This is a genomic window from Chitinivorax sp. PXF-14 (assembly GCF_040812015.1).
Lineage (GTDB): Bacteria > Pseudomonadota > Gammaproteobacteria > Burkholderiales > SCOH01 > JBFNXJ01.
This window is the reverse complement of record NZ_JBFNXJ010000005.1, coordinates 51,004-69,228: the sequence shown is the minus strand read 5'-3', so window position 1 is coordinate 69,228 and position 18,225 is coordinate 51,004. Positions and strand designations below refer to the sequence as shown.

At 66.2% G+C, this 18,225-nt stretch carries 17 protein-coding genes; 16 read left to right on the top strand and 1 reads right to left on the bottom strand.

The genetic code is table 11. The features are described from left to right. Window positions 1-6: 6 nt before the first annotated feature. Window positions 7-366: a cupin domain-containing protein gene (locus ABWL39_RS08040; RefSeq protein WP_367788858.1), complete on the top strand. Its 360-nt coding sequence runs from the start codon at window positions 7-9 to the stop codon at window positions 364-366. Here the strand turns inward: ABWL39_RS08040 and ABWL39_RS08035 are convergent. Next, on the bottom strand, window positions 336-938 hold the full coding sequence (locus tag ABWL39_RS08035; RefSeq protein WP_367788856.1) for a histidine phosphatase family protein: 603 nt from the start codon (window positions 936-938) through the stop codon (window positions 336-338). The genes ABWL39_RS08040 and ABWL39_RS08035 overlap by 31 nt on opposite strands. A 243-nt stretch (window positions 939-1,181) precedes the next feature. Between ABWL39_RS08035 and ABWL39_RS08030 the strand changes: the two genes are divergently transcribed. The 15 genes from ABWL39_RS08030 (at window position 1,182) to ABWL39_RS07960 (ending at window position 18,205) form a co-directional block, all read left to right on the top strand. Then, complete coding sequence (locus tag ABWL39_RS08030; protein ID WP_367788854.1) at window positions 1,182-1,823, top strand: tetratricopeptide repeat protein; 642 nt, start codon at window positions 1,182-1,184, stop codon at window positions 1,821-1,823. A gap of 74 nt (window positions 1,824-1,897) precedes the next feature. Continuing rightward, window positions 1,898-2,386, top strand: a complete 489-nt coding sequence (locus ABWL39_RS08025) for a hypothetical protein (RefSeq protein WP_367788852.1) — start codon at window positions 1,898-1,900, stop codon at window positions 2,384-2,386. A 501-nt stretch (window positions 2,387-2,887) separates the two neighbouring features. Further along, a complete protein-coding gene (tagH, locus tag ABWL39_RS08020; RefSeq protein WP_367788850.1) occupies window positions 2,888-4,477 on the top strand; it encodes a type VI secretion system-associated FHA domain protein TagH in 1,590 nt (529 codons plus the stop codon). A 68-nt stretch (window positions 4,478-4,545) separates the two neighbouring features. Further along, on the top strand, window positions 4,546-5,286 hold the full coding sequence (locus tag ABWL39_RS08015; RefSeq protein WP_367788848.1) for a PP2C family serine/threonine-protein phosphatase: 741 nt from the start codon (window positions 4,546-4,548) through the stop codon (window positions 5,284-5,286). Between the two features lie 54 nt (window positions 5,287-5,340). Further along, entirely contained in the window at window positions 5,341-6,345 is a 1,005-nt protein-coding gene (gene tssA, locus ABWL39_RS08010) for a type VI secretion system protein TssA (RefSeq protein ID WP_367788846.1), read from the top strand. A gap of 152 nt (window positions 6,346-6,497) precedes the next feature. Next, the gene (gene tssB / locus ABWL39_RS08005) at window positions 6,498-7,019 is read left to right on the top strand and encodes a type VI secretion system contractile sheath small subunit (RefSeq protein ID WP_367788844.1); all 522 of its coding nucleotides are present in this window, start codon (window positions 6,498-6,500) and stop codon (window positions 7,017-7,019) included. Window positions 7,020-7,076: 57 nt separating this feature from the next. After that, window positions 7,077-8,570, top strand: coding sequence for a type VI secretion system contractile sheath large subunit (gene tssC, locus ABWL39_RS08000; RefSeq protein WP_367788842.1), 1,494 nt, complete (start codon window positions 7,077-7,079; stop codon window positions 8,568-8,570). A gap of 109 nt (window positions 8,571-8,679) precedes the next feature. Next, complete coding sequence (locus tag ABWL39_RS07995) at window positions 8,680-9,162, top strand: Hcp family type VI secretion system effector (RefSeq protein WP_367788840.1); 483 nt, start codon at window positions 8,680-8,682, stop codon at window positions 9,160-9,162. Between the two features lie 54 nt (window positions 9,163-9,216). Further along, complete coding sequence (locus ABWL39_RS07990) at window positions 9,217-9,708, top strand: Hcp family type VI secretion system effector (protein ID WP_367788838.1); 492 nt, start codon at window positions 9,217-9,219, stop codon at window positions 9,706-9,708. A gap of 42 nt (window positions 9,709-9,750) precedes the next feature. Beyond that, window positions 9,751-10,563 carry a type VI secretion system accessory protein TagJ gene (locus ABWL39_RS07985; RefSeq protein WP_367788836.1) on the top strand — a complete coding sequence of 271 codons (813 nt, stop codon included), beginning with the start codon at window positions 9,751-9,753 and terminating at the stop codon, window positions 10,561-10,563. A 7-nt stretch (window positions 10,564-10,570) separates the two neighbouring features. Beyond that, window positions 10,571-11,074 carry a type VI secretion system baseplate subunit TssE gene (gene tssE, locus ABWL39_RS07980; protein WP_367788834.1) on the top strand — a complete coding sequence of 168 codons (504 nt, stop codon included), beginning with the start codon at window positions 10,571-10,573 and terminating at the stop codon, window positions 11,072-11,074. 27 nt (window positions 11,075-11,101) lie between these two features. Further along, window positions 11,102-12,976 (top strand): type VI secretion system baseplate subunit TssF, encoded by a 1,875-nt coding sequence (gene tssF, locus ABWL39_RS07975; protein ID WP_367788832.1) that lies wholly within the window; start codon window positions 11,102-11,104, stop codon window positions 12,974-12,976. Then, window positions 12,952-14,004, top strand: a complete 1,053-nt coding sequence (tssG, locus tag ABWL39_RS07970; RefSeq protein WP_367788830.1) for a type VI secretion system baseplate subunit TssG — start codon at window positions 12,952-12,954, stop codon at window positions 14,002-14,004. The genes tssF and tssG overlap by 25 nt, the downstream gene beginning before the upstream one ends. Further along, window positions 13,997-16,813 (top strand): type VI secretion system ATPase TssH, encoded by a 2,817-nt coding sequence (gene tssH / locus ABWL39_RS07965; RefSeq protein ID WP_367788828.1) that lies wholly within the window; start codon window positions 13,997-13,999, stop codon window positions 16,811-16,813. The genes tssG and tssH overlap by 8 nt, the downstream gene beginning before the upstream one ends. A gap of 36 nt (window positions 16,814-16,849) precedes the next feature. Then, entirely contained in the window at window positions 16,850-18,205 is a 1,356-nt protein-coding gene (locus tag ABWL39_RS07960; protein WP_367788826.1) for a tetratricopeptide repeat protein, read from the top strand. Window positions 18,206-18,225 lie beyond the last annotated feature (20 nt).

The window sequence follows — 18,225 nt, the reverse complement described above, 5'->3', positions numbered from 1 at the left end:
AAGGCGGTGAAATCCGTCATTTCGCTGTCCGCGATACCGCCCGAGCCGAGCTTCGACCGGCCCAGGGCCGAGCGGCTGGTATCGGGCAACCCCTTGCGCACGACGTGGACGCACTACCAGAACGGCGTGCTCGATTGCGGTATCTGGGCATGCGAGCGCGGTAGCTGGCGTATTGCGTTCGCCGATGACAAGGATGAGTTCTTCTGTGTCATCGAAGGGCGGGTCAGGCTGCACGACGAGGCAGGGCTGGTCGCCGAGTTCGGGCCGGGCGAGGCGGCCGTGATCCCGGCTGGTTTCCGCGGTATGTTCGAGGTCGTCGAGCCGGTGCGCAAGTATTACGTCATCGTCGATCGTTCGGCTGCCTGATCGTCCTCGTGCAAGGGCCCGTGCAGCGTCTGGCGCTGCCACGGGCGACCGCCGGCAGGGGGTGGTATGAGCCTGCTTGGCACGCCGTGCAGGGGGTCGCACGCGGCCATGCCCAGATGGGCTTCGATGACGCCCAGTACCGCGCCGTGGCCGACGACCAAGCAAGGTGACGGTTGCCGGGCGATCCATTGCCATGCCCCCAATACCCGTTCGGCGAACCTGACATAGGGCTCCATGCCGATGGATGGCCGGCCGGCGTGCCAATCCTGCTTCCAGTGCGCCTGATCGCGCCGCTGCCCTTCGCGCTCACCCCAGCCGCATTGTTTCAACGCATCGACGAAGGCAATCGGGCAGTCGAGTATGTCGGCCATGATCTCGGCCGTTTCGCGTGTCCTGGCCAGTGGGCTGCTGTAGATGCGCGCGATGCCGGCGTCGCCGAGCAGCCGTGCCGCCTGTTCGGCTTGCCGTCGCCCTTGGTGGTTGAGCGGGATGTCGGTCTTTCCCATTGCCAGCCCCTGGCGGTTCCAGTCTGTTTCCCCGTGACGCAGCAGATAGATGCAGGCTGATGACATATCTTCCCCCTTTTTACTCACTATAGACCTGCTTTTGCGTCGATATGTCCCTCCCAGCACAATGCTATCGAGCGGCCACGAGAGCCGGCGGCAGAGCGGCATGCAATACGCTATCGTGAATGTATGGCAGGGAGTTCCATTGACGTCGAGGCGTAGCGGCCGACTGGCGGCCGACGTTTGCGCTGCCGCCTGTCGCGCGGAGCCGCCACAGGCACGGGCAGCACCTCAGCCACGGAGGTGGATATGGGACCATGGGCACGATGGATGGCGGCCACCGCGTTGTCGGTGCTGTTTTCATGGGCGTCGGCGGCGGGTGATGATGGCTGGGGGGCTTACCAGCGGCAGGATTATGCAACCGCGCAGCGCCTGTTCCAGGGCGGTGCCGAGCGCGGCGACCGGCTGGCGCAGTTCAACCTGGCCATGATGATGATGCGTGGCGAGGCGACGGAGGTGAATCCGAGGATTGCCCTGAGCTGGCTCGCCAGTGCCGCCGAGCTGGGGCTGCCGCAGGCGCAGTACAACCTGGCGCTGCTGTACGAGAGCGGTTACATGGTGCCGCGCTCGCAGGCCGTGGCCTGCGAGTGGTTCCGGCGTGCGGCGTCACAGGGGCATGCCGCGGCGCAGGAGAGCCTGGCCACGCAATACTACCTGGGCCGCGGCATCGAGCAGGACAGCGCGCAGGCGGCGCTATGGTATGAGCGAGCGGCGGACAACGGCGAGCTGGCGTCGCAATACATCATCGCCTCGATGTATGAGCACGGCGACGGCGTCGAGCGGGACCTGCGCCGCGCCGTCCACTGGTATGTCCAGGCCGCCCGCCAGGGCGACCCGGTGGCGCGCGTGAAAGCGATGGACCTGAACAAGCGCATCCTCGCCGGGCGGTGAGCGCCGCTGCGGGGCTGCACTCAGGGCGGTTGTGGCATTAGAATGGGCGGCATATTGATCGACAAGGTATACCGATGAAAGTCTGGTTGTGGGTTAGTCTGGCCCTATGCGGCGCCAGCGCACAGGCCGCCGATATCTACAAATGCATCAACCCGGTCACCCGAGACGTGACCTATGCCAACTCGCCTTGCCCCAAGGGAGAAGAACAGAGCAAGCCCGAGTTGATCGAGAACCAGATCAAATTCACCCATGTCGAGCCCAAGCCCAAGATCGAGCGCCTGCCGGCCAATGTGCCGACGGACAATGCGGTGTCACCGTCACGCACGCCGGATGCGCAGTCGGATCGCGATGCCTGCATGGACGCCCTGCGCGACTATCGCCAGTTGGTGCAGAACAAGCCGGAGATGAGCACTTTTGACCTGGCCATGTCGGCGCCGGGCGTGATGGTGCGGGTCAAATGCGGCGAGGCCGCTTTGCCCGTGCCCAAGCTCGAGCCGCGCAGCAAGGGAGAGGCAGATGGCAAGGCCCAAACCGGCGAGATGTCGACCTACAATGGCCATTGACGCGCTCAGGGGGTAGGCTGCGGCAACACGCCGATACCTTGTGAATCACGTCGCTGCCGTGCGGTGAGGCTCTCGGCTTCTCCATCACACGGCGCTGGGGTCGTAGTTTGCCATGCGTGCGCGCGACGGCCTGACTCTGCGGCTCTGCAGGCCGGGCATATCGGCCGCATAGCTGTTGGCAAATGGGGCTGTTCCCACCGGACCGCCTGCTCATCGAAGCCGATAATCTCCAGCCGGCTTTGCACGCAGCCGGCGCAAGGCTTTAGCACGAGCTGGCGCAGGGGCTCGGCGGGCCGCGGGCTGTTGCCGGCCCTCCATCCTGCAAGTTGATCGAGCTGTTCGAGGCTGCCTCCTGGCTTTCCAGGTTGGCAATCGCATGTTTAGGGGCGAACTGAGCCGGCAATTGCCGGCTTTGGTCAGGTCAGGCGGCCTGCGACCTAGTGTGGCGGCTGTCGCTGGCTATACTGGATGAAACTGAATCAGTTTCGTTGGGGGCCCCTGGTGATCGAACTCCGTATCCTCAGCCACTATGGCGAGCCGCCAGCCGATGCCGCGCCCGTGCAGATCGACGAATCCGGCGGCACGATAGGCCGAGGCGAGGGGTGCTCCGTGGTGCTGGTCGACCCGGAGCGACGCATTTCCCGCACCCACGCGCGCGTGCTGTATCGGGACGGAGGCTATCACCTGATCGACCAGGGAACGGCGCTGCCGGTCATCGTCAACGGCCGGCCGCTCGGTGCCGGCAACGAGTGGGTGCTGGCCGATGGCGACCAGATCAGCATCGGCGAATATGTGATCGGCGTTGCCGCCACATCCCGGCCCAAGGAAGACCCATTGCAGATGTTCGGCTCGGCGGCGGCGACCAATCCGTTCGCCGATCTGCTGCAGCCCGCCCCAGGCGTGCCACCGGCCGCCAAGGCGGCGCCTGCTCCCAAGGCGGCCCCTGGCGCTGGTTTTGCCGCGATTCCGGCGGACTACGACCCGTTTGCCGACCTGACGCCTACGTCCCCTCCGGTGTCCACCACGCCGCTCGAACTTGGGCCGGGCACGCGCGAACGCAGCGTGGATGAGCTGTTCGGGCTGGGCCCATCGCCCTCGGTCGATCCGTTCGCGAGCGATGCCTTGCTCAACCCGGCCCCGACGCCGGGCGACGCCGCCAGCCTTGATCCGCTGGTCGCCTTCGGCATGGCCCAGGCACAGCAGATGCCGCCGACCACGCAGGGCGACGCGACCCCCGAGATTCGCTCGACCTTTCGCATGCCTACGGCCAATGATGCCGTGGCTGGCGAAGACATGATCCTGTCGTGGGAGAAGCCGGAAGAGGAGCGTGGCGAGATTCAGTCCGTACTGATTTCGTCGGCCAGGCGCGAGCCGGCCGAGCCGCCACCTGCCGTGCGGCCGGCGCCTGTCGAGGCCAGACCGCCGGCAGCCGTGCCTGAGCCAGTGCCCTATACGCCGCCGGTGGCGCCCCCGCCCACGGTGCCGGCAGAGCAGGCGGACGCCTTGCTACAAGCCCTGCTGGCGGGCCTGGGGGTGCCGGGGCTGGCGATACGTGGCGGGGTCAGCCCCGAGACCATGCTGCTGCTCGGGCAACTGCTGCGTGAAGCCATGCAGGGCACGCTGGACCTGCTATTGGCAAGGGCGACGCTGAAACGCGAGATCCGCGCCGACCAGACCATGATCGCGCCGCGCGAAAACAACCCGCTGAAGTTCTCGCCCAATGTCGAAGCCGCGCTCGCCCATCTGCTGGGCGCGCCAGTGCCGGGCTTCATGCCGCCGCTGGCCGCGATGCAGGATGCCTACAACGATTTGCGTTCGCACCAGGTGGGCTTCATGGCCGGCATGCGGGCGGCGCTGGAAGGCGTGTTGCAGCGGTTCGACCCGGCCCAGCTGGAGGAGCGCCTAACGCAGAAATCGGTGATCGACACGGTGCTGCCGATGAATCGCCGCGCGAAGCTGTGGGATCTGTTCACCGAGCGCTACAGCGACATCTCGAAAGAAGCCCAGGACGACTTCCAGGCCTTGTTCGGCAAGGCATTCCTGCGGGCCTACGAGGCGCAGATCGCCCGTTTGGGCAAAGATGACAACTGATCTCGCCACGCTGGCGGGCCCAGGCCCCGGTGGCGAAAGCTGGCGCAGCTTGTGAGGGAGAACGGGTGATGGATCTGCAGGTATTGACCCTCTCGAGCCGAGGTGGCCGCAAGGTCAACGAGGATTCCTACGGCGTGTGGTCGACCGATCGCGCCTGTTACTGCGTGGTATCCGATGGTGTGGGTGGGCATGGCGGCGGCGACACCGCCTCCCGGCTCGTGGTGCAGCATGCGCTGGAATGGTTCCGGCAGCACCCGGCCAGCGCGGTGGCCGAGGATGCCGTCAGGCAGGCGCTGGAGCAGGCCAACGATATCGTGCTTGCCGAGCAGCAGAGCGAAGAACGGCTCAACCACATGCAGGCGACGGCTGTGCTGCTGGCCGTCGACACCGAGCAGCGCCGGGCATGCTGGGGACATCTCGGCGACTCGCGCCTGTACTACTTTCACCAGCGGCAGCTGGTCACGCGCACGCGCGACCACAGCGTGATACAACGTATGGTCGACGCAGGCTACCTGCCGGCAAGCGAATTGCGCACCGCGCCGGAGCGCTCGCGCCTGCTGGTGGCGATCGGCGCCAGTCAGCATATCGAGCCGGACACCGCCACTACGGCGGAGCCTATCCTGCCGGGCGACACCTTCTTGCTGTGCTCGGATGGCTTGTGGGAATACCTCGACGAGGAAGAAATCATCGCCATCCTCACGTCAAATGTTGGCCGCGACAGCCTGCAATCGCTCGAAAGCCTGGTGCGGTCGCGTGGCCGGGCCGGGCAGGACAACTACACCGCAGTGCTGGTGTGGTGTGAACACTGATGCGGCTTGAGCCGCGTGAACCGGATCGACACAGCCTGAGCTGACAGGATACCCATGGATATCGAACCTCTGCTGGCCCCGTTGGCGGGCGACGCGCCCTGTGGCCCCGATCTCGAATACGACAGCGAATACCTGGAGCTCGAGCGCGAAGCCCAGGGCAAGCCGGAACAGGTGCTCGGCGACAATGTCGTGGCCGGCGAGCCGCCGAACTGGAGCGTGGTGGCGCGGCTCGCGGCCCAGCTGTTCAAGCGCACGCTCGACCTGCGTGTCGCTGTGCTGCTGGCGCGTGCGCTGCTGTGCACCGAGGGGGCCCCCGGCTTGCGCGATGGCCTGACCCTGCTGACCGGCCTGCTCGACCGGCACTGGGCGCACCTGCACCCGGCGCTCGATGCCGACGACGATCACGATCCGACCATGCGGCTCAATACCCTGGCACCGCTGACCGACGCGTTCGGCATGCTGCGCGACCTGCGCGAGCTGGTGGTGGTGAGGTCGCCCAAGTCCGGGCCGCTGACCGTGCGCGACATCCTCGTCGTGCAGGGCAGGTTGCCTGCCGTCGGTGACGCGATGCCGGCCGCCCAGGTCGAGGGCATGTTGCAGGAGGTATTGTTGCCACGGCCGGAGCTCGCCGATCCGCTGCGGGCCGCGGCCGATTGTGTCGTCCGGCTGCAGACATTGCTGAACGACAAGGTCGGCGCCGGCCAGGCGCCCGACCTGAGCCCGCTGGTCGGTACCCTGAAAGCGGTCGTCAAGGCCTTGCCGGCCGCAGCCGGCGCGGCCAGCGCAGCGGCCGAGCCCGACGCCGCAGACCAGACGGGCCAGGCCGTGCCGCCATCGGCGCCCGCCGGCAGCGGGGAGCTGCGCAGCCGCGAGGATGCCATCCGCCTGCTCGACCGCGTCTGCGAGTTCATGGAACGGACCGAACCATCGAACCCGGCACCACTTTTCATTCGCCGTGCGCAAGGCCTGATGTCGAAGAGTTTCATCGACATCATCCAGGATCTGGCACCCGACAGCCTCAACCGGATCAACGAGTTGGCAGGGCTGCCAAAAAAATGACAAAGATATATTTTGCCGGGGCTGCGTCTATATCTGGCGCCGCATAGCTGCTTGATTTGTCATGGTGCAGGGTCTAAAACGAAGGCACGACAGGCAGATTGAACTGGCAGTGCGCTTGCGTTTTTCGGACCCATTCCGTCGACGAGGACACCATGGCAGAAAGCAGTCAGAAATTCATCGCCCGCAACCGGGCGCCCCGGGTGCAGATCGAATACGACGTTGAGCTCTACGGTGCGGAAAAGAAGGTTCAGCTGCCGTTCGTGATGGGGGTGCTGTCCGATCTGTCCGGCAAGCCGGCCGAAGCCTTGCCCGCCGTGGCCGACCGCAAGTTTCTCGAAATCGATGTCGACAATTTCGACAGCCGCATGAAGGCCATCCGGCCGCGTGCCGCGTTTGCCGTGCCCAACACGCTCACCGGCGAGGGCAACCTCAATGTCGAGATCACCTTCGACAGCATGGACGATTTTTCACCCGCCGCCGTGGCGCGCAAGGTCGATGCGCTGAGCAAGCTGCTCGAGGCTCGGCAGCAGCTTTCCAACCTGATCACCTATATGGACGGCAAGACCGGGGCCGAGGAGCTGGTCGCCAAGATTCTGAACGATCCAGCCTTGCTCAAGACGCTGGCGGAAAGCAAGAAGCCGGCGGACGGCGAGAATCCCGAACCGGCATCCTGAGCATCGGCCATACCCTGTTGTCGTTGACGAAGACTAGCTGGTACGAGGAGACCCGGCATGGCAGAAGCAGAACAGGAAAAACTCCAGGCGGAAGCGCAGCTTGCCGAGGGCGGTGAATTCGCGGCGCTGTTGCAGCGGGAGTTCAAGCCCAAGACCGACGAAGCCAAGGAAGCCGTCGAAAGCGCCGTCAGGACGCTGGCCGAGCAGGCCTTGTCGCAGACCAAGCTGATCAGCGGCGATGTGATCAAGTCGATCGAGGCGATCATCGCCGAGCTCGACAAGAAGCTCTCCGAGCAGGTCAACCTGATTCTCCACCACGAGGATTTCCAGAAGGTCGAAAGCGCCTGGCGCGGGCTCCATTATCTCGTCAACAACACGGAAACCGACGAGATGCTGAAGATCCGCGTGATGAACATCAGCAAGCTGGAGCTCGGCAAGACGCTCAAGCGCTACAAGGGTACGGCCTGGGACCAGAGCCCGCTGTTCAAGAAAATCTACGAGGAAGAATACGGCCAGTTCGGTGGCGAGCCGTTTGGCTGCCTGGTCGGCGATTACTATTTCGACCACACGCCGCCCGATGTCGAGTTGCTGGGCGAGATATCCAAGGTATCCGCCGCGGCCCACGCCCCGTTCATCGCCGGCACCTCGCCCACGGTCATGCAGATGGCGTCGTGGCAGGAGCTCGCCAATCCGCGCGACCTGACCAAGATCTTCCAGACGCCTGAGTATGCCTCGTGGCGCTCGTTGCGCGAGTCGGACGACGCCCGCTACCTGTGTCTCGCCATGCCGCGCTTCCTGGCACGCCTGCCTTATGGCGCCAAGACGAGCCCGGTCGAGGAGTTCGATTTCGAGGAAGATACCGGCGCGGCCGATCACAGTCGCTACAGCTGGGCCAACTCGGCCTATGCCATGGCTGTCAACATCAACCGCTCGTTCAAGCTCTATGGCTGGTGCTCGCGCATTCGCGGCATTGAGTCCGGCGGGGCGGTCGAGGGCCTGCCGACGCACACCTTCCCGACTGACGACGGCGGTGTCGACATGAAATGCCCGACCGAGATCGCCATCAGCGACCGGCGCGAAGCCGAGCTCGGCAAGAATGGCTTCATGCCGCTGGTGCATCGCAAGAACTCGGATTTTGCCGCCTTCATCGGCGGACAATCGCTGCAGAAGCCGTTCGAATACGACGACCCCGATGCCACCGCGAACGCCAATCTGGCTGCGCGCCTACCGTATCTGTTTGCATGCTGCCGCTTTGCGCACTACCTGAAGTGCATCGTGCGTGACAAGGTTGGCTCGTTCAAGGAGCGTGCCGACATGCAGATCTGGCTGCAGAAGTGGATCACCAATTATGTCGATGGCGACCCGGCCCATTCCTCGGAAAGCACCAAGGCCCGCAAGCCGCTCGCGGCGGCAGAGGTGGTGGTGGAAGAGGTCGAAGGCAATCCCGGTTACTACACATCGAGGTTCTACTTGCGGCCGCACTATCAGCTCGAAGGGCTGACCGTGTCGTTGCGTCTCGTCTCCAAGCTGCCCTCCGCGAAGACGGCGTGAGCATGCCCCATCCGGGCGTGCTCTAGCACGGCGTGCCACGTTTCGCCCCCAGCGTTCGTTCGCAACGTCAGGCAGTGTTTCCACTGAATCTTGTTTGAAGGAGAGCATCATGGCTGTGGACATGTTTCTGAAAATCGACGACGTGAAGGGCGAATCGGTTGACTCCAAGCACAAGGATGAGATCGACGTGCTGGCCTGGAGCTGGGGAATGTCGCAGTCGGGCACGACCCATACCGGTGGCGGTGGTGGCGCAGGCAAGGTGAACGTGCAGGATCTCTCGCTCACCAAGTGGGTGGACAAGGCATCGCCGACGCTGATCGGCTCCTGCTGCAACGGCAAGCACTACAAGGAGGCAACGCTGACGGTGCGCAAGGCCGGCGAGAATCCGCTCGAATACGTCAAGATCACGCTGAAGGAAATCATCATCGCCTCGGTGCAGACGGGCGGCAGCGGTGGCGAGGACAGGCTGACCGAAAACGTCGTGCTCAATTTCGCCGAATTCAAGGTTGAGTACACCCCGCAGAAGCCCGACGGATCGGGTGATGCCGCGGTCGAAACGGCCTGGAACATCGCCGAGAACGTCAAGGCCTGAGCAATCGGGCGGCGGGGGGCCGGGGCGTCCCCCGCATGATGCGAGGAGCGGAGAATGGCGCAGGGCGACATGTTCCTCAAGATCGAGGGCGCCAAGCAGGGGCCGATCAAGGGGGAATCGCAGGACCGTGACCACGCCGGCGAGATCGACGTCAAATCATGGTCGTGGGGCATGGAGGGCGACAACGTCCATGTCAGCGGGCAGAAGGCCATCACCACGGTGCACGAGCTTGGCGTGCTCAAGGGCATCGACAGTGCCAGTACGGCCCTGATGGCGAGCCTGCGCAACAACGAGCCGCTCAAGAAGGTGGTGCTGTCGGTGCGCAAGGCCGGGGGCGTGGCGCCGATCGAGTACCTGAAGATCACGCTGGAGAAGGCCCGGCTGACCTATATGAACCTGGCCTCTGGCGAGACTGGCGCGCCGGAGGAAGTCAACGAAGAGCTACGCTTCGCCTTCACCACCATCACGATCGAATACCAGCCCCAGGGGGCGGATGGCCTGCCACGCGGTGCCATGGCCTTTGTCACGGAAATTCCAGAGGGCTGAGTCCCCGTTCTTCACGTCACGGGGCGAGCCAAGGGAGCAAAAATGAGCCTAGCCCCGGTTGCCGAGCGGGCCCTCGCCGATGGCGATCCCGATGCGGCGCTGATCGCGCTGCAAGAGGCCGTCAAGGCCAAGCCGGCCGATGCGAAACTGCGTATCTTCCTGTTTCAGCTACTGTGCGTGCTCGGCCGCTGGGAGCGTGCGCTGAACCAGCTCGATGTCGCCTGCCAGCTCGATGCCCTAGCCCTGGCCATGGCGCAGACCTACCGCGAGGCCATCGCCTGCGAGATGCTGCGCGCCCAGGTGTTCGAGGGGCGCAAGACACCGATGGTGTTTGGCGAGCCCGAGCCGTGGCTCGCGCTGCTGATCGAATCGCTGCTCAGCACCGGGCGTGGGCTCGATGCCCAGTCGCGCTCGCTCAGGCAGCAGGCCTTCGACCAGGCTGCCGCCAGCCCGGGCACGCTCGACGGCCAGCCTTTCCAGTGGATCGCCGATGCCGACAGCCGGCTCGGGCCGGTGCTTGAGGCCGTCATCAACGGCCGCTATTACTGGGTGCCGTTCGCACGGCTGGCGCGTGTCGACATCGAGGCGCCAAGCGATCTGCGCGATCAGGTGTGGATGCCGGCCCACCTGATGTTCGAGAACGGCGGCGAAGCCGTCGCGCTGATCCCCACCCGCTACCCGGGCTCCGAAACCTGCCCCGAGGGCGCGATCAGGCTGGCGCGGCGCACCGAATGGCGTGATGCCGGCGATGGCTGCTGGGTCGGGCTCGGGCAGCGCATCCTGACGACCGACGCGGACGAGAAGCCGCTGATGGACGTGCGCCGCATCGACTTCACCGGCAAGGCGCCGGAGTAGGCCGCCGATGGTGGATCGCCTGCCACAGGACCGGCTGCAACCCGCCTTGCTCGACCGGCTGACCGACGACGAGCCTGCGCGGCGGCAGGAAGGCCCCTTCGTGCTCAACAAAGCCAGGCTCCGGCAAGCCGTACTGCGCGACCTGACCTGGCTGTTCAATGCGACGCAGAATGCCGGGCCGGACGACTGGCCCGGTTATTCCGAGGCGTTGCGCTCGGTGGTCAATTTCGGCCTACCCGCGCTCGCCGGCAGCACCGCATCGAGCCTCGACGTGGTTGATCTCGAACGCAGCATCCGCGAGGCGATCCTCGATTTCGAGCCGCGCATCCTGCCATCCTCGCTATCGATCGAGGCCGTGCTGTCCGACCAGCAGATGGACCACCACAACCAGCTCAGCGTGCAGATACGTGGCCTGCTGTGGGCGCAGCCGGTGCCGCTGGAGCTGTTGCTGCACACTGATCTCGACCTGGAAACCGGGGAGGTGAAAATTACCGATGTCGGCAATCCCTGATCCATTCGACCGCGGCGGGCCGGCCTGATGGACCCGCGGCTACTGCGCTACTACAACCAGGAGCTGCAGCACCTGCACGAGATGGGGGCCGAGTTTGCCGAGGCCTTCCCGAAGATCGCGGGGCGTCTGGGCATGAGCGGCATCGAGGTGGCCGACCCCTACGTCGAGCGCCTGCTCGAAGGTTTCGCCTTCCTCGCCGCGCGCGTGCAGCTGAGGCTGGACGCCGAGTTCCCGCGTTTCACCCAGCGTCTGCTGGAGATGATCTACCCCAACTTCCTGACGCCGACACCGGCCATGCTCATCGCGTGCTTCGAGCCGCAACTGGCCGAGCCCGGACTGGCGACGGGGTTTCCGATCCCGCGCGACACGGCCTTGCGCGCCCAGCCGGCCAAGAGCGAGGCCACAGGCTGCGAGTTCCGCACCGCCGACGAGCTGCGGCTGTGGCCGCTCAGGATCATCCAGGCCGAGTATTTCCAGTACGCGCCGGACATGCCGGTGGCGCGCTTCGGCCTGCGCAAGCCGATGAAGGCGGGCATCCGCATCAAGCTGCAGAGTACGGCCGGCGTGACGCTCGACCAGCTGGCGCTGGACCGGCTGCGGATCTGCCTGAGCGGCAGCGACGAGGTGGCGGGCAAGCTGTACGAGCTGATCTTCGGCTCGGCGCAGGCCGTCGTGCTGGCGCCGGGCACGCGCCCCTGGGCCTGGCACGAGCTGTTGCCGGCGCGCTGCATCGAACGCGTCGGCTATGGCGACGATGAAGCGCTGCTGCCGGCCAACCTGCGCAGCTTTCAGGGCTACCGGCTGTTGCAGGAGTATTTCGCGTTTCCGCGCCGCTACCTGTTCTTCGACGTCACCGGTATCAACCCGGTGCTGCGGCGGCGCGGCGGCAGCGAGTTCGAGCTGGTCATACCGTTCTCGCGACACGAGCCGGGGCTCGAAGCGGTGGTGGACCAGGCCGATTTCGCCTTGCACTGCGTACCGGCCATCAACCTGTTTCCGAAGCGTGCGGACCGCATCCATCTCGACGATGCCGTCAACGAGCATCACGTGGTGCCGGACCGCACGCGGCCGATGGATTTCGAAGTGTTCGCGGTGACCGGCGTGACGGGCTTCGGCGTCGATAGCGATGGCGACCAGCCTTTCCTGCCGTTCTACGCCGCCTATCACACCGAAGGGACGGCCCACCGGGCTTACTACACCTTGCTGCGCGAGCCGCGCGTGCCGTCGGAGAAGCAGCGGCGCACCGGCTTTCGCACCAGCTATGTCGGCAGCGAGGTCTACCTGTCGCTGGTCGACCCGGCCGAGGCGCCATACCGTGGCGACCTGCGCCAGCTCGCGGTATCGACGCTGTGCACCAATCGCGACCTGCCGCTGATCATGCCGCAGGGCACCGATCGCAGCGATTTTTCGCTCGACATCGCCGCACCGGTCGACGCGATCCGCACGCTTAAAGGCCCCAGCCGGCCGGCCTCGCCGCTGGCCCTGGGGGCGGTGTCCTGGCGCTTTCTGAGCCAGCTGTCGCTGAACTACCTGTCGCTGATGGATGCCGGCCCCGAGGAGGGCGCCGCTGCCCTGCGCGAAATGCTGTCGCTGTACGTGTCGCAGCCCGAGGCCGGCACGGCCAAGCAGGTGGAGGGGCTGCTTGGCATGTCGGTGCGGCCGGTGACGCGGCGCCTGCCGATGCCCGGGCCGATCGCCTTCGGCCGCGGGCTGGAGATCGGCCTGCAGGTCAGCGAGCTGGCCTTTCAGGGCGGCAGCGCCTACCTGTTCGGCTGCGTGCTCGAGCAGCTCCTCGCGCGCCATGCCTCGCTCAACACCTTTACCGAAACCGTGCTGCGCTCCGCCGAGCGCGGCGAGATCGGCCGTTGGGAGCCAAGATGCGGCAGCCGGCCGATACTCTGAAGCTGTTCGACGCGATCGAGCGCAGGCCCTACGCCTTTGACTTCTTCAAGGTCATGCGCCGCATCGAGTGCGCCCATGCCGACAAGCCGCGGCTCGGCCAGGCGCTGCGGCCGCAGGACGAGGCCGTCCGCCTGGCGCAGGAGCCGGCGCTCGACTTCGCGCCGGCCACGCTGTCCGCGTTGACGCGCGGTGACGACAAGCATGCGCCACGGCTTGCCGTACGGTTTTTCGGCCTGCTCGGCCCCAACGGCCCGATGCCGACGCACTTCACCGAGTATGTGCGCGACCGCCTGCTGCATGCCGGCGACCCGACTTTCGCGCGTTTCCTCGACCTGTTCCACCACCGCATGCTGCTGCTGTTCTATCGTGCCTGGGCGCAGGCCCAGCCCACGGTGGCGCTGGATCGGCCCGATGAAGACCGGTTCGCGGGCTATGTCGGCAGCCTGTTCGGTCTCGGGCTCGATGCCGTGCGCGAGCGCGACAGCGTGCCTGACGACGCCAAGCGCTTCCACGCCGGCTGGCTGGCGCGCCAGGTGCGCAATCGCGACGGGCTGGTGGCGGTGTTGAGCGACTATTTTCAGCTGCCGGTGCGCGTGGAGGAGTTCTGCGGCCACTGGATGCGCCTGTCGCCTGACGACCGTGCCCGCCTCGGGCGGCACGACAAGGGCCTGACGCTTGGCCTCGGTATCACCGCTGGCGGTCGTATCTGGGACCGGCAGCACAAGATCAGGATCTGGCTCGGCCCGCTTGACGAGGCGCAATACCGCGCCTTGCTGCCGGGTGGGCGGGCGCTGCGCGCATTGGTCGACTGGGTGCGGCAATACCTCGGTTTCGAGCTGGAATGGGATGTGCGGCTCACCCTGCTGGCCGCCGACGTGCCCAGGGCGCGCCTCGGGCGCCACGAGCGGCTGGGCTGGACCACCTGGCTGGGCCAGCGCCGGAGCGGCCATGCCGCGGCCGACCTGACGCTCGACGCCGAGCGGCTCGTCTACGACAACCATGCAAGCGAGGGGGAGCATCATGAGTGAGATCAGCCGCGTCACGCTGTTTGGCAAGCTCAACAGCCTGGCCTACAAGGCGGTGGAGGGGGCGACGGTATTCTGCAAGCTGCGCGGCAACCCGTATGTCGAGCTCGAACACTGGCTCAAGCAGATACTGGAGACGCAGGATTCAGATCTGCACCGCATCGTGCGCCACTTCGAGCTCGACGCGGCGAGGCTCGCCGCCGACCTGACCCGCGCGCTCGACCGGCTGCCGCGCGGCGCCAACTCCATCTCCGACCTGTCGTCCAATCTCGAAAACGCGGTCGAACGCGCCTGGGTCTATGGCACGCTGATGTTCGGCGAGTATCAGGTGCGCACCGGGCATCTGATGATCGGCCTGCTCAAGACCACCTCGCTGCGCAACGCGCTGTTCGCCATCTCTAAGGAGTTCGAGAAGATCCGCCCGGATACCCTGACCGACGAGCTGCCGCGCATCGTCGAAACCTCACCCGAGACGGCCCTGCAGGCATCGAGCGGGGCGGCGGCGCCGGGCGAGGCGGCCGACGCGCTGGCACCGGCGGCGATGGGCAAGCAGGAGGCGCTCAAGCGCTTCACCACCGACTTGACCGAGCGCGCACGCAAGGGGCAGATCGACCCGGTGACCGGGCGCGATGAGGAAATCCGCCAGATCGTCGACATCCTCATGCGGCGGCGCCAGAACAACCCCATCCTCACCGGCGAGGCTGGCGTCGGCAAGACAGCCGTAGTTGAGGGCTTCGCCCAGCGCATCGTCAAGGGCGACGTGCCGCCGGCGCTGAAGGATGTCACCCTGCTCACACTCGACATCGGCCTGCTGCAGGCCGGCGCCAGCATGAAAGGGGAATTCGAGAACCGCCTGCGCGGCGTGATCGACGAGGTGCAGGCCTCGCCCAAGCCCATCATCCTGTTCGTCGACGAGGCGCATACCCTGATTGGCGCAGGGGGCGCCGCCGGCACCGGCGATGCTGCCAACCTGCTCAAGCCGGCGCTCGCGCGTGGCACCTTGCGCACCATCGGCGCGACGACCTGGGCCGAGTACAAGAAGTACTTCGAGAAGGACCCGGCGCTGACCCGGCGCTTTCAGGTCATCCAGGTGCTGGAGCCCGGCGAGGAAAAGGCGCTGCTGATGGTGCGCGGCGTTGCCTCCACGCTTGAAAAGCACCATCGCGTGCAATTGCTCGACGAGGCGCTCGAAGCCGCCGTGCGCCTGTCGCACCGCTATATTCCCGCGCGCCAGCTGCCCGACAAGGCGGTGAGCCTGCTCGACACGGCCTGCGCGCGCGTTGCCATCAGCCAGCATGCGACGCCGCCCGAGGTCGAGGACAGCTTGCGCCACATCGAGTCGCTGCAGGTCGAGCTCGAAATCATCGGCCGCGAAGAAGCCATCGGCATCGACGCGACCGCCCGCCGCGCGGAGGCCGAGCAGCAGATGGCGGCCGAGCAGACGAGGCAGGCCAGCCTCAATCAGCGCTGGCAGGAAGAAAAAGCCCTGGTCGAACGGATACTCGGCCTGCGCGCCAAGCTGCGTGCGGGTGGCAAGCCGGTGGATGGGCAGGTGGCCGCTGCCCCGCCGCCGCCTGTTGGCGAGATACCCGAGCCGTCGCCGGCTGCGGCTGCAACGGCTGAGCCACCGCCGGTCGCTGTCGCCGCACCGGATACGCCAGACACACCGGGCACGGCGGCGCCAGCCGAGCCGCAGCCCGACCGCGAAGCCTTGCTGGCCGAGCTGCGCGAGCAGCAGGCCAGGCTTGCCACCTTGCAGGGCGAGGCGCCGCTGATCCTGCCCAGCGTGGACGAACAGGCCGTATCGGCGGTGGTGGCGGACTGGACCGGCATCCCGGTCGGCCGCATGGTGAGGAACGAGGTCGAGGCCGTGCTCAGGCTCGCCGACACCCTGAGCGAACGCGTGATCGGTCAGCGCCACGGCCTGGAGATGATCGCACGTCGCATCCAGACCTCGCGCGCCAAGCTCGACAACCCGAACAAGCCGATCGGCGTGTTCATGCTCGCCGGCAGTTCAGGCATCGGCAAGACCGAGACCGCGCTCGCGCTGGGCGAGGCGCTGTACGGCGGCGAGCAGAATGTCATCACCATCAATATGAGCGAGTTCCAGGAGGCGCACACCGTCTCCACGCTCAAGGGCGCGCCGCCCGGCTATGTCGGCTACGGCGAGGGCGGCGTGCTGACCGAGGCGGTGCGCCGGCGGCCCTACAGCATCGTGCTGCTCGACGAGATCGAGAAGGCCCACCGCGACGTGCACGAGATATTTTTCCAGGTCTTCGACAAGGGCTGGATGGAGGATGGCGAGGGGCGCTACATCAGCTTCAAGAACACCATCATCCTGCTGACCACCAACGCAGGCACAGACATGATCAAGAGCATGTGCCACGACCCCGAGCTGCTGCCTGACCTCGATTCGCTCGCCCACGCCCTGCGCAAGCCCCTGCTCGAGGTGTTCCCGCCGGCGCTGCTGGGACGCCTGGTGGTGATCCCGTATTACCCGCTCAGCGACGAAGTGCTGGGCAAGATCGCGCGGCTGCAGCTCAACCGCATCAAGAAGCGCGTGTGGGAGAACCACAGGATCCCGTTCAACTACGACGACGAGGTGGTGAAGCTGATCACCAGCCGCTGTACCGAAGTGGACAGTGGCGGGCGCATGATCGACGCGATCCTCACCAATTCCGTGCTGCCGCAGATCAGCCAGGCCTTCCTGAGCCATCTGGCCGAGGGCCGGCCGGTGAGCGGTGTGACGGTCAAGGTGGCGGACAGCGATTTTGTGTATGAATTCGGCGTGGAGGGCAGCGTCGCCGCTTAAGGCCGGACCGCTTTACCATTTCAGGGATGTTGCCAAGTGAATCGTGATATCAAATCGGCCCCGGATACTGCATCGATCGACCCGGAGCAACTGGTCGACGTCAGCCTGGACGAGGCGCTCGCCATGGCGGTGAACCTGCATCGCAGCGGTAACGCCGAATTGGCTGAGAGCCTGTATCGCCGCGTGCTGCAGGCCGATCCGGCGTCGCCCGACGCGTTGCATTTCCTCGGCGTGCTGCTGCACCAGCGCGACCGTAGCGACGAGGCCGTCGAGCTGATCGAACGCTCGATCGCGCTCGACCCGGGCCAGCCCGACCGTTACAACAACCTGGGCAATGTGCTGCTCGAACGTGGCGAGTTCGAGCGTGCGGCCGATGTCTACGGCCAGGCGATCACGCTGCAGCCCGGCCATGCCGATGCGCACAACAACCTGGGCGTGCTGCTGCGGGCGCTACAGCGTGGCGACGAGGCGGAACAGGCGTATCGGCGGGCGATCGCGCTCAACCCAGAGCATGTCGATGCCTACAACAATCTCGGCATGCTGCTGGCCGCGCGCGGCGCCACGCACGACGCCGTGGCCTGTTACTGCAAGGCCATCACGCTGAAGCCGCTGAACGCGCAAAGCCGCAAGCTGCTGGGGGTGGCCTATTACACCATCGGCGAGATCGACAAGGCCGGCGAGGTGTTTCGCCAGTGGCTGGCGGACGAGCCCGATCACCCGATCGCCAGGCACATGCTGGCCGCCTGTTCGGGCCTGGATGTGCCGCCGCGTGCGGCCGATGCCTATGTCGCGGCAACGTTCGATGCCTTTGCCGACAGCTTCGACGCCAAGCTCGAGCGTCTGAATTACCGCGCACCGTCGCTGTTGGTCGAGACGCTGGGCCGGCTGGCCGCGGCCGACGAGACCCTGATCGTGCTCGATGCCGGCTGCGGCACTGGCCTGTGTGGATCCTTGCTCAAACCGTATGCGGCGCGGCTGCTGGGGGTGGACCTGTCCGCCGGCATGCTGACGCGGGCCGCCGCCCGGCAGGTCTACGACAAGCTCTACAAAGGCGAGCTGACGGCCTTCCTGACGGCGCACGATGCGGCGTTCGACATCATCGTGTCGGCCGATACGCTGGTCTATTTCGGCGAGCTCGGTGGCGTGGCGCGCGCGGCCTGCCAGGCACTGCGGCCAGGCGGCCTGCTGCTGTTCACGGTCGAGGCTTGCGATGCCGGCGTGGCGGCCGGCTACCGCATCAACCCGCACGGACGCTACAGCCACAGCGGGCCCTATGTGGCCGATCAGCTGCGTGCAGCCGGGTTCGAGCTGCTGCAGATGGCGCCGGCCGTGCTGCGCAGCGAGGCCGGTGAAGACGTGCATGGGCTGGTGGTCGCGGCACGCAAGCCGTGACGGTTGCCGCGCCCGGTATT

Bases quoted from the DNA above. Each gene is read 5' to 3' on its own strand.
- ABWL39_RS08035 (WP_367788856.1), bottom strand. From the start codon at position 938: ATGTCATCAGCCTGCATCTATCTGCTGCGTCACGGGGAAACAGACTGG.
- ABWL39_RS08030 (WP_367788854.1), top strand. From the start codon at position 1,182: ATGGGACCATGGGCACGATGGATGGCGGCCACCGCGTTGTCGGTGCTG.
- ABWL39_RS08025 (WP_367788852.1), top strand. From the start codon at position 1,898: ATGAAAGTCTGGTTGTGGGTTAGTCTGGCCCTATGCGGCGCCAGCGCA.
- ABWL39_RS08015 (WP_367788848.1), top strand. From the start codon at position 4,546: ATGGATCTGCAGGTATTGACCCTCTCGAGCCGAGGTGGCCGCAAGGTC.
- tssA (WP_367788846.1), top strand. From the start codon at position 5,341: ATGGATATCGAACCTCTGCTGGCCCCGTTGGCGGGCGACGCGCCCTGT.
- tssB (WP_367788844.1), top strand. From the start codon at position 6,498: ATGGCAGAAAGCAGTCAGAAATTCATCGCCCGCAACCGGGCGCCCCGG.
- tssC (WP_367788842.1), top strand. From the start codon at position 7,077: ATGGCAGAAGCAGAACAGGAAAAACTCCAGGCGGAAGCGCAGCTTGCC.
- ABWL39_RS07995 (WP_367788840.1), top strand. From the start codon at position 8,680: ATGGCTGTGGACATGTTTCTGAAAATCGACGACGTGAAGGGCGAATCG.
- ABWL39_RS07990 (WP_367788838.1), top strand. From the start codon at position 9,217: ATGGCGCAGGGCGACATGTTCCTCAAGATCGAGGGCGCCAAGCAGGGG.
- ABWL39_RS07985 (WP_367788836.1), top strand. From the start codon at position 9,751: ATGAGCCTAGCCCCGGTTGCCGAGCGGGCCCTCGCCGATGGCGATCCC.
- tssE (WP_367788834.1), top strand. From the start codon at position 10,571: ATGGTGGATCGCCTGCCACAGGACCGGCTGCAACCCGCCTTGCTCGAC.
- tssF (WP_367788832.1), top strand. From the start codon at position 11,102: ATGGACCCGCGGCTACTGCGCTACTACAACCAGGAGCTGCAGCACCTG.
- tssG (WP_367788830.1), top strand. From the start codon at position 12,952: ATGCGGCAGCCGGCCGATACTCTGAAGCTGTTCGACGCGATCGAGCGC.
- tssH (WP_367788828.1), top strand. From the start codon at position 13,997: ATGAGTGAGATCAGCCGCGTCACGCTGTTTGGCAAGCTCAACAGCCTG.